Source organism: Prevotella sp. khp7 (assembly GCF_900109055.1).
Classification (GTDB): domain Bacteria; phylum Bacteroidota; class Bacteroidia; order Bacteroidales; family Bacteroidaceae; genus Prevotella.
In genome coordinates, this window is sequence record NZ_FOIV01000001.1 from 22,785 (window position 1) to 37,141 (window position 14,357).

Genomic DNA, 14,357 nt, shown 5'->3' on the forward strand with positions numbered 1-14,357 from the left:
GTATCTAACTTGCTGCAAAGATAATGCATTTTTTTTATATTCCAAAATTCTTTTAAACTTTTTTCAACTTCTTTTCGCTTTTTCCCATGTTCCACTCTTTCCATGTGTTCTCAGATAGGCCATTCCGCGAAAAACGTTGATGTTCATAAAGACAAAATAGTAGATGATACGAGGTAGTTTATTTTCCTTTCCATAATAATCTAATATCCAGCCAATTATAGATGTGGTATAGAATATAAACTGCAAGCAAAGCGCGATAGTGTAGAATGTACACGGTTCCATAGCTACAAGAGCAATGTTTACAAGTAGTAGAATGACGAGTGCCACAGGGGTCACACTCCAGCGCAAAACACGATGACTGACGTACTGAAATGTTACCAATGGCTGACGCAGCGGATTCAGCATTCTGCGCAACCACCAGATACTCTGAAGCCCTCCCGCGGCTATTCTGCGTTTGCGCTTCGACTCCTCAAAAATATTGGCCGAACCATACTCTTGAGCATAGGCATCAGGGGTATATGCTATGCGATGCCCTTCGTCGACGACATACATCGACATCATAAAATCATCGAGTAATGCCTCGTCGGGCACTTCGCGAATCAGGGTCGGATCGATGGCGTATAATTCGCCAGCAGCCCCCATCGCCGAGTAGAGCTCACTATCCCAGCGTTTCAGTGTACTCTCATAACGCCAATACAGGCTTTCTCCTTCGGCAGCAGCTTCGCCCGCTTTTCTTGCGGTAACGCGTTTTTCGCCTGCCACACAACCAACAGTAGGATCCTTGAATTGGCGGGCAATCTCGCGCAGGGCTCCTGAATTAATCATCGTATTAGCGTCTGTGAAAGTGACATAGCGGGTCTGCAGTTCCCTCAGTCCGTGTTTTAATGCAGCTGTTTTGCCTCGACGCTCAGGACTGAATACGATGTCCACCTCAGGATAGGCCTTTAATAATTCGTTTGTACGGTCGTTGCTGCCATCTGTCACCCACATGATTCTGAATTTGTCTTTCGGATAGTCTATCTCTAAGGTGTTTTTCATTTTTTCTTCCACCACATCCTCCTCGTTGTAGGCACAAATCATAAGTGTCATTGTGGGAAGTTCTTCATCACTTGGCATTGCGGCCTTCAGGGGAGTTCCCCTGAAGAGCCGTTTCAGCCTAATGATAATATATAATAGTATTCCATATCCTATATAGGTGTAGAATACAATGAGCAGCATGGCCCAGAATAGGATTTTAAGTGTTAGCATAGTGGCTTTTTTAGAGGATTCTTACTTCGTTTCGATTTCTTCCTGCATATCGATATACTGCCGGTTGTTGTCGTAGAACTCGTATTGTAGGAAGGCTAGCTTCTGCGATGGGACTACCCTTACGCCCATTCCGTACTTCAATTGCCATTGTCGTTTTAAGCTGAACAGGCCCTTGTTGATGTAGGCGTCTACGTAGGGGTGTACATGCAGATAGAACTTGCGGATACCGATCTTGTTCACCAGTGTGTCAATCTTACTCTCCAATGTATCCGTAAAGAGGATACTTGACTTGATCGTTCCTTTTCCGAAACAGGTGGGGCAGGTCTCTTCGACATTCACGCTCATAGCGGGGCGTACTCTCTGTCGGGTAATCTGCATCAGTCCGAATTTTGACAGTGGCAGAATATTGTGCTTGGCGCGATCCTTCTGCATGTTCTTACACATACGCTCGTAGAGTAGCTGACGGTCTTCTGGTAGTTTCATATCGATGAAATCCACGATAATGATACCGCCCATATCCCTCAGTCTCAATTGACGTGCCAACTCATCGGCAGCGCCTAGATTTGTTTCCAGAGCGTTGGTCTCCTGACTGTTTTCTTTCTTGATTCTGGTGCCGCTGTTCACGTCGACCACGTGCATAGCCTCCGTACTCTCTATGATAAGGTAGGCACCATGCTTGTAGTTTACCGTTTTGCCGAAGCCCGACTTAAGCTGCTTGGTTACATCGTAATTATCGAAGATAGGTACCGTACCGTTGTACAGTTTCACAATCTCCTTCTTTTCGGGAGCAATCAGTCCCAAGTAGCTTTTTATTTCTTCATATATGCCGCTGTCGTTTACGTGGATACCGTCATACGTTGGGTTGAATAAATCACGGAGCAATGCTACGGCGCGGCTTTCCTCCTCAAAGCACAATTGTGGGCGCTCTGTAGTTTTCTGTACTTTCGTGATGGCATCTTCCCATCGCTTGAGCAGTATCTTCATTTCTGCGTCAAGTTCTGCGGCTCTTTTGCCTTCGGCTACCGTACGTACGATAACACCGAAGTTCTTGGGTTTAATACTCTGTATCAGCTGTTTCAGTCGGGTTCTCTCTTCGCCACGCTTGATCTTTGTTGATACGGAAACGCTGTCTTCAAAAGGTATCAGCACCAGATAGCGTCCAGCGAAACTCAGTTCGCATGTCAATCGTGGACCCTTGGTGTTGATAGGCTCTTTTACAATTTGTACCAGCAGTTCCTGTCCAACCTTCAACTTGTTGGCAATGCTCCCTTCTTTTTCCAGTTTCGGCTGCAGAGTTGCTTTTTGGATAGGGTAGAGCTTCTTGCGGTCACTAACTACCTGTTTCAGGTATTTCTCATAAGAGTTGAATTGACTTCCCAGATCGAGATAATGCAGAAAGGCCACTCGTTCAGAGCCGACGTCGACGAAGCATGCGTTCAGTCCGGGCATCAGTTTTTTTACTTTTGCCACATAGATGTTGCCAACCGAATATGATACCGTGCGCTGCTCTTTCTGGTATTCCACCAGTTGCTTGTCTTCGAGCAGTGCTATTGATATGTCTTTCGGTTGAACATCAATGATTACTTCACTTGTCATGGTCTTTGTCTTTCTAAATTAACGTCTAATAGAGGTTGTCGTTAAAACTCAAGAAAGGAGTGCTGCCTTCCGTATTTGAGGGATAGGCTGTTACACTCCTTCCATTTCTTTTCTCTGCATCACAGAGGGGCAAGCTTGTTTTTTACTTGCTCTTGTGACGATTCTTGCGCAGTCTCTTCTTACGCTTGTGAGTAGCCATCTTGTGGCCCTTCTTTTTCTTTCCGTTTGGCATAATCTTAATTGTTTTTATTGATGTTTGTAATTACTTCATTTTCTCGATAAAACTCTTAGAGGGCTTGAAAGCGGGGAAGTCGTGAGCCTCAATAACGAGCGTTGTGTTTTTCGAGATGTTGCGAGCCGTCTTTCTGGCACGGCGCTTTACAACGAATGTGCCGAAGCCGCGCAGGTAGACATTCTCCTTGTCTTCTGCGAGCGATTGGCGGATAACCTCCATGAAGGCCTCTACAGATGTCGCAACATCTCTTTTCGCCACGCCGGTCTCCTCAGCAATTTTGTTGATGATTTCTGCCTTTGTCATATTTCTATACTTATATATATTAATAATGTGAAAATCCGAATCTCTTGGATTTCGGACTGCAAAGTTACTAATTTTCAGTAGATTACCGAAATATTTCCCGTTTTTTTTTCAAAAATTGATGAAAATCGCCTCTCTTTGCCCCTTTTTTTGTATCTTTGCACCATAAAATCGAGCATATATTTATGAAACAGACAAAGATTGTTGCTAGCATCAGTGACCGCCGATGTGATGCGGAGTTTATCCGTAAGTTGTTTATGGCGGGTATGAATGTTGTCAGGATGAACACAGCCCATGCCGACGAGCAGGGTATCAAGCAGATTATTAAGAATGTAAGGAGCGTGAGTAAGCATATTGGCATTCTCATCGACACAAAAGGACCTGAGGTGCGCACCACAGGATGTGACGCTCCCATCACTTACAAGACGGGTGACGTTGTGAAAATCTTCGGTCGTCCAGAAATGGACACTACTCACGACATCATAAACCTTTCTTACTCAAACTTTGCAGCCGACGTGCATGAGGGCTGTCATGTGCTTTTCGACGATGGCGCCCTCGACATGGAGGTTATCGGTGTCAATGGTCCTGCCGTCATCGCTCAAGTTAAGAATGATGGTGTGCTGGGAGCTCACAAAAGTGTCAATGTACCAGGTGTACATATCGATCTGCCCACACTTACAGAGAAAGATCGTAAAAACATCATGCTTGCTATACACGAGGATATTGATTTTATTGCCCATTCATTTGTACGCTCAGCTGCTGATGTCCGTGCCGTACAGGCCATTCTTGATGCCTACAATTCGGACATCAAGATTATCTCGAAAATTGAGAATCAGGAGGGTGTTGACAATATCGATGAGATTATCGAGGCTTCTTATGGCATCATGATTGCTCGTGGCGACTTGGGTATAGAGGTACCCATTGAGCGCATTCCAGGTATTCAGCGTCAGATTATCCGTAAGTGTGTACATGCTAAGAAACCTGTGATTGTGGCTACTCAGATGCTTCACACCATGATTAATAATCCTCGTCCTACGCGTGCAGAAGTTACTGATATAGCCAATGCCATCTACTATCGTACCGACGCTCTGATGCTCTCAGGCGAGACGGCCAGCGGTAAGTATCCTGTTGAGGCTGTACAGACGATGTCGGCTATTGCCGAACAGGCAGAGAAGGATAAAATGCGTGAAAATGATATTGAAGTGCCATTGTCGGCTAATTGTGATATCCGTGAGTTCATGGCTCACTCAGCGATAGAGGCTACAGAGAAACTTGGTGTGAAGGGTATCATTACCGATTCCAATACAGGTGATACAGCTCGTAATCTGGCTGCTTTCCGAGGTCCCAACCCAGTGTTGGCCATTTGTTATCACGACAAACTCCAGCGCTTACTCAACCTTTCTTATGGCGTGATTCCCGTCTACCAGAAAGAACATATCGCTCCCGATGCACTGTTTCAGGCTGCAGTACGCATGCTCCGTCAGAAAGGCTATGTAGAGGAGAATGATAAGATTGCCTACCTGAGTGGTAACGTGGGAGAGGGCGGAGGTACCAAACTTCTTGAAATTAACACAGTGCGCGAGATGTTCACTAACAACTATCGCTTCCATACCCCTAAGAAATAGCTATCTAACAATGTAATATAATTTATGAAACTTTCTACCTTTATTTTAACTTTTGGCTTGGGCGCATTGTCGCTTCAGGCCTCTGCCGTTTTACCATTAGAGATGAGTAATCAGACAATACGTCGTAACCCCTTGCTTGAGCCTAGTAAACTGGCTTTCGGGGCACCAGACTTCAAACAGATAAAAGAGAGCGACTATCTTCCTGCAATTCAAGAGGCTATCAGTCGGCAACGTGAAGAAATACAACAAATAGTAGATAATCCGGACGCTCCTACATTCCAGAATACTATTCTCGCTTTTGAGCAGAGCGGTCAACTTTACGAACGTGTTACCCGCATTTTCGATGCCCTCGTTGATGCTCACAAGACACCTGTCATTGCCGAGACAGAAGCTAAGGTGACGCCTCTGCGTACAGAGCTCGCTAATGAGATTAACTTTAATAAGGCTTTGTTCCAGCGTATCAAAACCGTCTACGACCGCGAGTTCTCTAAACTCTCGGGAGAAGACCAACGCCTAACTGAAGTTGTATATAAACGTTTCGTACGTGCAGGAGCTCTTTTGCCTGATGATAAGATGGAACGTATGAAGCAGATTAATATGCGTATAGCAGAATTGCAGCAGCAATGGGGTACTGTGCTCCCGGATGCCACCAACGACGCTGTGGTATGGGTTGACAACAAGGCAGATCTCGCAGGTCTTAGCGAGGCGGATATTGCTCAGTGTGCCAAGGATGCACAAAGTCGTGGCGGTAAGGCTCCTTATGCCATTGTTATCGTTAATACCACACAGCAGGCTATTCTGACTAATCTTGACAATCGAGATCTTAGAAAGCGTGTCTACGAGGCCTCCCGTCATCGTGCTGATGGGTCTGGTAAATATAACACATATCCTATTGTCGTTGAGATTGCTAAATTGCGTGCTGAGATGGGCGAGATTATGGGGTATAATAATTATGCCTCATATTCATTGGAACGTACAATGGCAAAGAATTCAGATAATGTGTATGCTTTTTTGAGGAATCTCATTAGTGAATATAGCCCCAAGGCTGATGCTGAGACTCAGGCCATCGAGGCTTATGCTCGTAAAACCCAAGGAGCAGATTTCGAGCTTCAGCCCTACGACCGCTTTTATTATTCGGCCAAGATGAAACAGGAACAATTCAGTATCTCTGATGATGAGGTGAAGCCATATTTCAACATCGACAGTGTACAGGTGAACGGCGTATTTTATGCCGCCAGTCTGGTCTATGGGCTTTCGTTTATTCCTCGTACCGATCTGCCTACCTATCATCCCGATATGAAGGTGTTTGAGGTGCGCGATAAGAGTGGTAAACCCATCGCCTTGTTCTATAGCGATCTCTATCGTCGCCCCACTAAGCGTGGCGGTGCATGGATGGATGGTTTCGCCAAGCAGAGTATTGAACGTGGACAGTTGCCTATCATCTTCAATGTTACCAATTCAGCCAAGGCTCCTGAAGGACAGCCCACGCTGATTAGCTGGGACGAAGTAACCACACTTTTCCACGAGTTCGGTCATGCGCTTCATGGCATACTATCCAACTGTCAGTATAACACGCTTAGCGGTACATCTGTAGCCCGTGATTTCGTAGAGATGCCTTCACAGTTCAACGAGTCGTTTGCCTCTATCCCAGAGGTGTTCGATCATTATGCCAAACATGCCATTACTGGTGAGCCGATGCCTTCCGATTTGAAAGAGAAGATGCTGGGTAGTATTAATTTCCACGCAGCCTATGCTTTAGGCGAGAATCTTGCTGCAACTTGTCTTGATCTGGCCTGGCATCATCTGTCATCGTGCGAAATTCCTGCAGCCGACGAGGCTGATGCCTTTGAGACTAAGGCGTTGGATCGTATTGGTCTGCTTAATGCTCAGATACCTCCTCGTTACAGCACCTCATATTTTAACCATGTATGGGGTGGAGGGTATGCCGCAGGTTACTATAGTTATCTGTGGACTGAAGTGCTTGCTGTGAATGTAGCTGACACATTCCAGAAACTAGGTGCCCTGAACCCTGCTACAGGTCAGGCGTTCCGTGAAAAGGTGCTTAGTCGTGGCAATACTAAGGATCAGATGGAAATGTTTACTGACTTCACAGGCATGAAGCAGCCAGACGCATCAGGCTTTCTGAAGTATCGTGGTCTCTGATGTGTGTGTATCGTTAATTATTCCTAAATGATATGTGCCTAAGTCGGGATAATCAAAAAATTGAAGTAATTTTGTCCGTCAAAATAGGAAATATTAAGTTGTTTAACATTTAAATGTTTTATTATCAATGATTTATTCAAAAGAAGTGGAGAACATGTGTAGCGTTTGTAAGGGCGCTTACCATGGACCTGCACCTATCCCCGAGGAGGGCAAGTGGGTTGCAGTAAAAGAAATCAAGGAAATTTCTGGTTACACCCACGGTATCGGCTGGTGCGCACCTCAGCAGGGCGCTTGTAAGCTGAGCCTGAACGTTAAGGACGGTGTTATTCAGGAGGCTTTGGTAGAGACCATCGGATGTACAGGTATGACACACTCAGCTGCTATGGCTTCTGAGATTCTGCCTGGTAAGACTATCCTCGAGGCTCTGAACACTGACCTGGTTTGCGATGCTATCAACACTGCTATGCGTGAGCTCTTCCTGCAGATTGTCTACGGTCGTACACAGAGTGCTTTCTCTGAGGGCGGTCTGGCTATCGGCGCTGGTCTTGAGGACCTGGGTAAGGGTCTTCGCTCACAGACTGGTACTCTCTACGGTACAGTAGCTAAGGGTACACGTTATCTGGAGCTGACTGAGGGTTACATCACAAAGCAGTACCTCGACGCTAACAACGAGGTTTGCGGTTACGAGTATGTTCACCTCGGCAAGATGATGGAGGCTGTTAAGAACGGCATGGACGCTAACGAGGCTCTGAAGAAGTTCACTGGCTCTTACGGTCGTACAACCGAGGAGCAGGGTGCAGTTAAGGCAATTGATCCACGTAAAGAATAATAGGAGGATACGACAATGATTAGAAAAGTACAGTTTGAGAGTCAGGAGCGCCGTATCAACCAGGTTCTTGCTGCTCTGAAGGAGAATGGCATCAACTCTATCGAGGAAGCCAATGAGATTTGTGAAAAGGCAGGTGTAGATCCATATCAGATGTGTGAGGACACACAGCTGATCTGTTTCGAGAACGCTAAATGGGCATATGTTTGTGGTGCTGCTATCGCCATCAAGAAGGGCGTAAAGACAGCTGCCGAGGCTGCTGAGGCCATCGGTATCGGTCTGCAGAGCTTCTGTATCCCCGGATCAGTAGCCGACGATCGTAAGGTAGGTATCGGTCACGGTAACCTCGCCGCTCGTCTGCTCCGCGAGGAGACTGAGTGCTTCGCATTCCTGGCTGGTCACGAGAGTTTCGCTGCTGCCGAGGGTGCTATCAAGATTGCTGAGATGGCTAACAAGGTTCGCCAGAAGCCTCTCCGCGTTATCCTGAACGGTCTTGGTAAGGATGCTGCCCAGATCATCAGCCGTATCAACGGTTTCACATACGTACAGACCAAGTTCGACTACTTCACTGGTGATCTGAACGTTGTTAAGGAGGTTCCTTATGGCAACAACCCCAGCCGTCTGAAGGTTAAGTGCTACGGTGCCGACGATGTTCGTGAGGGTGTAGCTATCCTGTGGAAGGAGAACGTAGACGTATCAATCACTGGTAACTCTACCAACCCAACACGTTTCCAGCACCCCGTAGCTGGTACTTACAAGAAGGAGCGCGTACTCGCTGGTAAGCCTTACTTCTCAGTAGCTTCTGGTGGTGGTACTGGTCGTACTCTGCACCCAGATAACATGGCTGCTGGTCCTGCTTCTTACGGTATGACTGATACGCTGGGTCGTATGCACTCAGACGCTCAGTTCGCAGGTTCTTCTTCTGTTCCTGCTCACGTAGAGATGATGGGCTTCCTTGGCATGGGTAACAACCCAATGGTAGGTGCTACCGTATCTGTAGCAGTAGCTATCGATCTTGCTATCAACAAGAAGTAAGTATCATGTTAAAATAAAGAATCCCTGCCTGTTGGTGGGGATTTTTTGTTTATTTATCTATATCATTCTTTTATTTTTTATTTTTTTACTATCTTTGCAGCCAATATTAATTAACTATGGACTGCAAACTTATTATCGTGATAGCACTATTTGTGCTTTTGGGAGTATGTTTTTTGATAGTACGTCATTTCTATGTAAAGAAATTACGTCGTGAGATTAAACGAGCTCAGACGAGTGAGCGCATTAAGTCGGTTTTCCTGGCTAATGTGAGTCATGCTTTGCGTACACCTCTGAATGCCATTATAGGCTTTAGCGACGTGATACTGATGGATAAGCAGGGCGATATGAATCGCGAAGAGATAAAAGAGGTAGCTACGCATATTAACGAAAATGGTCAGCAGCTTTTTTATTTTATTTCGCAATTGCTTGAACTGTCGAACTTTGAAAGCAGTGTGCTTTCATTCACTATGATAGAGGTGAATCTGGCAGAGATGATGGCGTCGTATCGCAGAGAGGTGCTGCATGTGGTGAATTCGGGGGTGAGTGTGCTTGTAAGGTCGGATCTGTCGCCTCATTGTAAGGCAAGGCTTGATACAAACTTAATGCATCAGCTGATGATGAACCTGCTGAATAATGCCGCCCATCGTACCAAAAAAGGTTGCATAACCCTTAATTACGGGTATGAGCGTAGAGGACTCAGAGTCGTTATTACAGATACGGGTGAGTGTATGCCTAAGGAAGTCCTTGATGGCTCGTATTCAGTGTTGCAGAATGAGGACTCGCTCACTTTGTCGAATCGTACTAACGAACTTGGACTTTCTATCTGCAAATCAATTGTTGAAGCGTTGGGTGGAGAGATGTCAATCACATCAGAACCAGATAAAGGAACTACAGCCTCTATATGGTTCGGCTGTAGAATGCGCCACAAGTATCAGGATTTATAAAAGAAGAATAATCCCCGCCAAGCTGGCGGGGATTTATTTTAAATTTCAAAATCCAGACAGGCACGCTGAACAGTGTAAGGACGAACTTTGTTGTTGGCCACAGCCACGTGGTCGGGATGAATAGCGTACCCCTTCAAGGCCTCTGGTGATTCGAGGGTGCTGTCAAGCATCACGTCAGCATTTGATGAGGCCAAACGGCCGTTAATATGAACTTTGACGTCGAGCAGACCGGGAACCTTGCCTACGAGCCCTTCGAGGCCAGCTTTGATGCCAGCCTTAACGCTGGCTTTTTCTTCTTCAGAAAGTTCTGGATTGAGCGTCCAGAGAATGATGTGCTTAACCATAATTATTTTATTGTTTGATATATATAATGGTGCAAAAATAGGTAAAATAATTGGGCTAACAAAGATTTTATGGCAAAAACAGCCCCAATTAGCAAAAAAAAACGTAACTTTGCCCCGAATAACCCCAAACCAATAAAAGATGGCAACAACACCAACTCCCCATATAGGGGCTAAGTTCGGCGAGATAGCCGAAACGGTAATTATGGCTGGCGATCCGCTAAGAGCCAAGTTTATGGCAGAAAGATATCTCGACACTCCTGTGGAGTTTAACCACGTCAGAGGCATGTTGGGATATACAGGCACATACAAGGGTAAGCGTGTGAGTGTGATGGGGCATGGTATGGGTATGCCTTCTATTGGCATCTATACCTACGAACTCTACAATTTTTACGGCGTGAAGACTATCATTCGTGTTGGTTCTGCAGGTTCTATCTCATATGATCTGCATATAGGCGACATAGCTATTGCCATGGGCGCTTGTACCAACTCGAACTATGTGAACCAGTACGGACTGCCTGGGTTATATGCCCCGATAGCTACGTTTGAACTGGTGAGAGACGCTGCTGAGGCCTGTGAGCGCTTTGGTTATAACTATAAAGTAGGAAATGTGTTCTCTTCAGATAACTTTTATGGCGAAAATCCGCAGAATGAGAAATGGATGAATATGGGCGTGCTGGCCGTAGAGATGGAGATTGCTGCCCTTTATATGAATGCAGCCCGTTCGGGCAACAGGGCGCTGGGAATCTGCACCATATCAGACCATATACTGACGGGTGAGGCAACTACGGCTGAGGAGCGACAGACCACATTTACCCACATGATGGATGTGGCATTTTCATTGATATAAATAAAACAACTATTATTGAATGGCAACAGTTGATGATAAGAAAGTAATCTTCTCGATGGTCGGTGTAAGCAAGACCATCCAGCAGAATCAGAAACAAGTATTAAAGAACATCTACCTGAGTTTTTTCTATGGCGCGAAAATCGGTATCATCGGATTGAATGGTGCTGGTAAGTCTACGCTTATGAAGATTATAGCCGGACTTGACGATAAGTTTCAGGGACAGGTGGTGTGGAGTCCCGGCTATTCGGTGGGCTATCTGCCACAGGATCCGCCTCTGAACGAGGAGAAGACTGTAAAGGAGAACGTGATGGAAGGTGTTCAGCACGTATACGACGCATTAGCCGAATATGACGAGATTAATGTGAAATTCGGATTGCCAGAGTATTACGAGGATGCCGACAAGATGGATAAGCTGATGCAGCGGCAGGCTGAACTTCAGGACATTATTGATGCTACCGATGCTTGGAATATGGACTCAAAGTTGGATCGTGCGATGGCCGCTCTGAACTGTCCGCCAGGTGATTGGAGCGTGAAGACGCTCTCAGGTGGTGAACGCCGTCGTGTGGCCTTATGCCGTCTGTTGTTGCAGAAACCCGACGTGCTGCTGCTCGACGAGCCTACCAACCATCTTGACGCTGAGAGCATAGACTGGCTGGAGCAGCATTTGCAGCAATATGAAGGAACAGTGATTGCCGTAACTCACGACCGCTATTTCCTCGATGATGTCGCTGAATGGATTTTAGAGTTGGATCGCGGCGAGGGCATTCCCTGGAAAGGCAATTACTCAAGTTGGTTGGAACAAAAGAGTCAGCGATTGGCTCAGGAAGAAAAACAGGCATCTAAGCGCCGTAAGACGCTGGAGCGTGAGTTAGAGTGGGTACGTATGGCTCCGAAAGCCCGCCAGGCTAAGGGTAAGGCTCGTTTGAACTCATACGATAAGATGTTGAATGAGGAGCAGAAACAAAAAGAAGAGAAGCTGGAGATTTTCATACCCAATGGTCCACGTTTGGGTAATAAGGTGATTGTTGCAGAACATGTAGCGAAGTCATTCCCAGAAAAAGAACTGTTCAAGGATCTGAATTTCGTATTACCTCCTAATGGAATTGTGGGTGTGATAGGTCCTAATGGCGCTGGTAAGACAACATTGTTCCGACTGATAATGGGTTTAGACAAAGCTGATGCGGGAACCTTCGATGTGGGTGAGACGGTGAAGTTGTCATATGTAGACCAACAGCACAAGGATATCGATCCGAACAAGTCGGTTTATGAGGTAGTAAGCGGTGGAAACGAGAGCATCCGCATGGGTGGCAAAGATGTGAATGTACGTGCCTACCTGTCGCGCTTCAACTTCAGCGGAGCCGACCAAGAGAAAAAGTGCGGTGTACTCTCTGGTGGTGAACGTAACCGCCTGCATCTGGCTATTGCACTAAAACAGGAAGGTAATGTTCTGCTTTTAGATGAGCCGACTAACGATATTGACGTCAATACGTTACGAGCTTTAGAGGAAGGTCTTGAGGCCTTTGCTGGCTGCGCCGTCGTAATCAGTCATGACCGTTGGTTCTTGGATCGTATCTGTACACATATACTGGCCTTTGAGGGTGATGGAAAAGTATTCTACTTTGAAGGAAACTACAGCGATTATGAGAGCAATAAGGCTCAGCGTCTTGGACTTGAAGAGCCTAAGCGTGCCCGTTATCGCAAGTTGATGGAAGAATAAGAACTAAATTAATGAGAGCATGAAACGGAGATGGGGTGTGGTGCTCTTGAGTGGCTTGCTTGTGGCCTCCTGTGGTGATGGAAACAGGCAGTTGTCTGAGGCGGATAAATCGGCCTTTGGTACCTATGTAGATAGTTTGGACAGCGATGTGCAGGGAACATGGTTCACCCGTATGGGTATGGTAGATGAGGCAGACTCGATGTTGATATACCTGCGCCGCGAACTGCCTCAGAACGGACTTGATACTACTGCCTTCTTCGTGCCCCAGATAGCTGAGGATATGGCTATCGTCAAGACGCTGGCATTCGATTCAATAGGACAGAGCATCAACGAGGTGTTAAAACGGCTCGATGATCATCTGACCCAGGCATACGTTAGCTATACAACGGGATTGAGGTATGGATTCATGCAACCAGACAAAGTATTGAACCGACTGGATAACAAGGTGGGGGGTGAAGGCTTTGCCAGACTGTTTGATTACGAAGTGAAGACTGCTGATGATACTGAGGCACAGCAGAAACTGGCCACTGGTGAACGTATGGCATACCTGAAGGCTTCGCAGACCGATAATTACGTCTATCAGGCGTTGAAGAATCAGTTGGCAAAGACAACAGACAAGCTTGAGCGCAGGAAGATAGCCATCAACATGGAACGATGCCGCTGGCAGATGAAACACCCTGAGAGGCTGGAGAAATGTGTGTTAGTAAATATTGCAGCGCAGCATTTGTGGGCTGTTGGTGGCGATTCGGTTCTTGATATGAAGATATGTTGTGGCGCATTTGCTACGAAGACACCATTGCTGCATAGTGCCATTAGTCATATACAGGTGAACCCCGAATGGGTGATTCCTTTCAATATTATCAAGACCGACGTGGCTCATCATAGCGGCGACTCGGCGTATTTCGCCCGTAATAAATACTCGATTGTTGAACGTGAGTCGAATGATACGCTGAATGCTGCTAACGTGAGTAAGGAAAGACTATTGTCGGGCAATGTGAGAGTGGTGCAGAAAGGGGGCGCAGGCAACTCGCTTGGAAGGATTGTGTTCCGTTTCCCCAATAACTTCTCTGTGTATCTTCACGATACAAATAATCGTGGTGCATTCCAGCGCGACAAACGAACGCTGTCGCATGGTTGTGTAAGAATACAGAAGCCATTTGATATGGCATGTTTCCTGTTGCCTGAGCTTGACGAGTGGACGAAAGACAAGTTGAGGCTGTCGATGGATCTCAGACCAGAGACAGAGCAGGGTAGGACTTATCTGAGTGCTCATGCCGGCGAGCCCATCAGACTTGTCAAGTATCTGGATGTGAGTTCGAAAGTGCCTGTATATATTGTATATTACACAGCCTATCCGAACCCTGCCACGGGTAAGGTGGAACTGTGGCCAGACATCTATAAATATGATGAGGTGATAGAAAAAGAGATAGGAACATTCTTAATAAAATAAAAACTTAAATTATTATCAACTTACCAA

The 14,357-nt window shown here is 46.2% G+C and carries 12 protein-coding genes; 8 read left to right on the forward strand and 4 right to left on the reverse strand.

Features of this window, described 5'->3' with window-relative positions:
- Positions 1–63 precede the first annotated feature (63 nt).
- The 3 genes from BMX82_RS00110 to BMX82_RS00120 all read right to left on the reverse strand — a co-directional run bounded on the left by BMX82_RS00110 (position 64) and on the right by BMX82_RS00120 (position 3,400).
- A complete protein-coding gene (locus tag BMX82_RS00110) occupies positions 64–1,248 on the reverse strand; it encodes a glycosyltransferase family 2 protein (protein WP_091765037.1) in 1,185 nt (394 codons plus the stop codon).
- A gap of 21 nt (positions 1,249–1,269) precedes the next feature.
- Complete coding sequence (locus BMX82_RS00115; RefSeq protein ID WP_036911874.1) at positions 1,270–2,844, reverse strand: Rne/Rng family ribonuclease; 1,575 nt, start codon at positions 2,842–2,844, stop codon at positions 1,270–1,272.
- Between the two features lie 262 nt (positions 2,845–3,106).
- Positions 3,107–3,400 carry an HU family DNA-binding protein gene (locus BMX82_RS00120; protein WP_255327777.1) on the reverse strand — a complete coding sequence of 98 codons (294 nt, stop codon included), beginning with the start codon at positions 3,398–3,400 and terminating at the stop codon, positions 3,107–3,109.
- A gap of 164 nt (positions 3,401–3,564) precedes the next feature.
- Between BMX82_RS00120 and pyk the strand changes: the two genes are divergently transcribed.
- The 5 genes from pyk (at position 3,565) to BMX82_RS00145 (ending at position 9,972) form a co-directional block, all read left to right on the forward strand.
- A complete protein-coding gene (gene pyk, locus BMX82_RS00125; protein ID WP_036911880.1) occupies positions 3,565–5,004 on the forward strand; it encodes a pyruvate kinase in 1,440 nt (479 codons plus the stop codon).
- Between the two features lie 24 nt (positions 5,005–5,028).
- Positions 5,029–7,167: a M3 family metallopeptidase gene (locus BMX82_RS00130; RefSeq protein WP_036911884.1), complete on the forward strand. Its 2,139-nt coding sequence runs from the start codon at positions 5,029–5,031 to the stop codon at positions 7,165–7,167.
- A gap of 127 nt (positions 7,168–7,294) precedes the next feature.
- Positions 7,295–7,996 (forward strand): iron-sulfur cluster assembly scaffold protein, encoded by a 702-nt coding sequence (locus BMX82_RS00135; RefSeq protein ID WP_036911886.1) that lies wholly within the window; start codon positions 7,295–7,297, stop codon positions 7,994–7,996.
- Positions 7,997–8,011: 15 nt separating this feature from the next.
- Positions 8,012–9,028, forward strand: coding sequence for a GGGtGRT protein (locus BMX82_RS00140; RefSeq protein WP_036911888.1), 1,017 nt, complete (start codon positions 8,012–8,014; stop codon positions 9,026–9,028).
- A gap of 116 nt (positions 9,029–9,144) precedes the next feature.
- Positions 9,145–9,972, forward strand: a complete 828-nt coding sequence (locus tag BMX82_RS00145; protein ID WP_036911891.1) for a sensor histidine kinase — start codon at positions 9,145–9,147, stop codon at positions 9,970–9,972.
- 38 nt (positions 9,973–10,010) lie between these two features.
- Here the strand turns inward: BMX82_RS00145 and BMX82_RS00150 are convergent, their stop codons facing one another.
- Positions 10,011–10,316 carry a Dabb family protein gene (locus BMX82_RS00150; RefSeq protein ID WP_091765039.1) on the reverse strand — a complete coding sequence of 102 codons (306 nt, stop codon included), beginning with the start codon at positions 10,314–10,316 and terminating at the stop codon, positions 10,011–10,013.
- Between the two features lie 139 nt (positions 10,317–10,455).
- Here BMX82_RS00150 and deoD point away from each other — a divergent pair, with 139 nt between their 5' ends.
- Genes deoD through BMX82_RS00165 form a run of 3 tightly spaced genes read left to right on the forward strand, consistent with a single transcriptional unit; the run spans position 10,456 to position 14,330 of the window.
- Positions 10,456–11,163: a purine-nucleoside phosphorylase gene (deoD, locus tag BMX82_RS00155; RefSeq protein WP_036911896.1), complete on the forward strand. Its 708-nt coding sequence runs from the start codon at positions 10,456–10,458 to the stop codon at positions 11,161–11,163.
- A gap of 19 nt (positions 11,164–11,182) precedes the next feature.
- A complete protein-coding gene (gene ettA / locus BMX82_RS00160; RefSeq protein ID WP_091765043.1) occupies positions 11,183–12,880 on the forward strand; it encodes an energy-dependent translational throttle protein EttA in 1,698 nt (565 codons plus the stop codon).
- Positions 12,881–12,899: 19 nt separating this feature from the next.
- Positions 12,900–14,330 (forward strand): L,D-transpeptidase family protein, encoded by a 1,431-nt coding sequence (locus tag BMX82_RS00165; RefSeq protein ID WP_091765046.1) that lies wholly within the window; start codon positions 12,900–12,902, stop codon positions 14,328–14,330.
- Positions 14,331–14,357 lie beyond the last annotated feature (27 nt).

Excerpts from the sequence above, each read along its gene's own strand:
- pyk (WP_036911880.1), top strand. The coding sequence starts at position 3,565 with ATGAAACAGACAAAGATTGTTGCTAGCATCAGTGACCGCCGATGTGAT.
- ettA (WP_091765043.1), top strand. The coding sequence starts at position 11,183 with ATGGCAACAGTTGATGATAAGAAAGTAATCTTCTCGATGGTCGGTGTA.
- BMX82_RS00145 (WP_036911891.1), top strand. The coding sequence starts at position 9,145 with ATGGACTGCAAACTTATTATCGTGATAGCACTATTTGTGCTTTTGGGA.
- BMX82_RS00110 (WP_091765037.1), bottom strand. The coding sequence starts at position 1,248 with ATGCTAACACTTAAAATCCTATTCTGGGCCATGCTGCTCATTGTATTC.
- deoD (WP_036911896.1), top strand. The coding sequence starts at position 10,456 with ATGGCAACAACACCAACTCCCCATATAGGGGCTAAGTTCGGCGAGATA.
- BMX82_RS00165 (WP_091765046.1), top strand. The coding sequence starts at position 12,900 with ATGAAACGGAGATGGGGTGTGGTGCTCTTGAGTGGCTTGCTTGTGGCC.
- BMX82_RS00150 (WP_091765039.1), bottom strand. The coding sequence starts at position 10,316 with ATGGTTAAGCACATCATTCTCTGGACGCTCAATCCAGAACTTTCTGAA.
- BMX82_RS00115 (WP_036911874.1), bottom strand. The coding sequence starts at position 2,844 with ATGACAAGTGAAGTAATCATTGATGTTCAACCGAAAGACATATCAATA.
- BMX82_RS00135 (WP_036911886.1), top strand. The coding sequence starts at position 7,295 with ATGATTTATTCAAAAGAAGTGGAGAACATGTGTAGCGTTTGTAAGGGC.
- BMX82_RS00140 (WP_036911888.1), top strand. The coding sequence starts at position 8,012 with ATGATTAGAAAAGTACAGTTTGAGAGTCAGGAGCGCCGTATCAACCAG.
- BMX82_RS00130 (WP_036911884.1), top strand. The coding sequence starts at position 5,029 with ATGAAACTTTCTACCTTTATTTTAACTTTTGGCTTGGGCGCATTGTCG.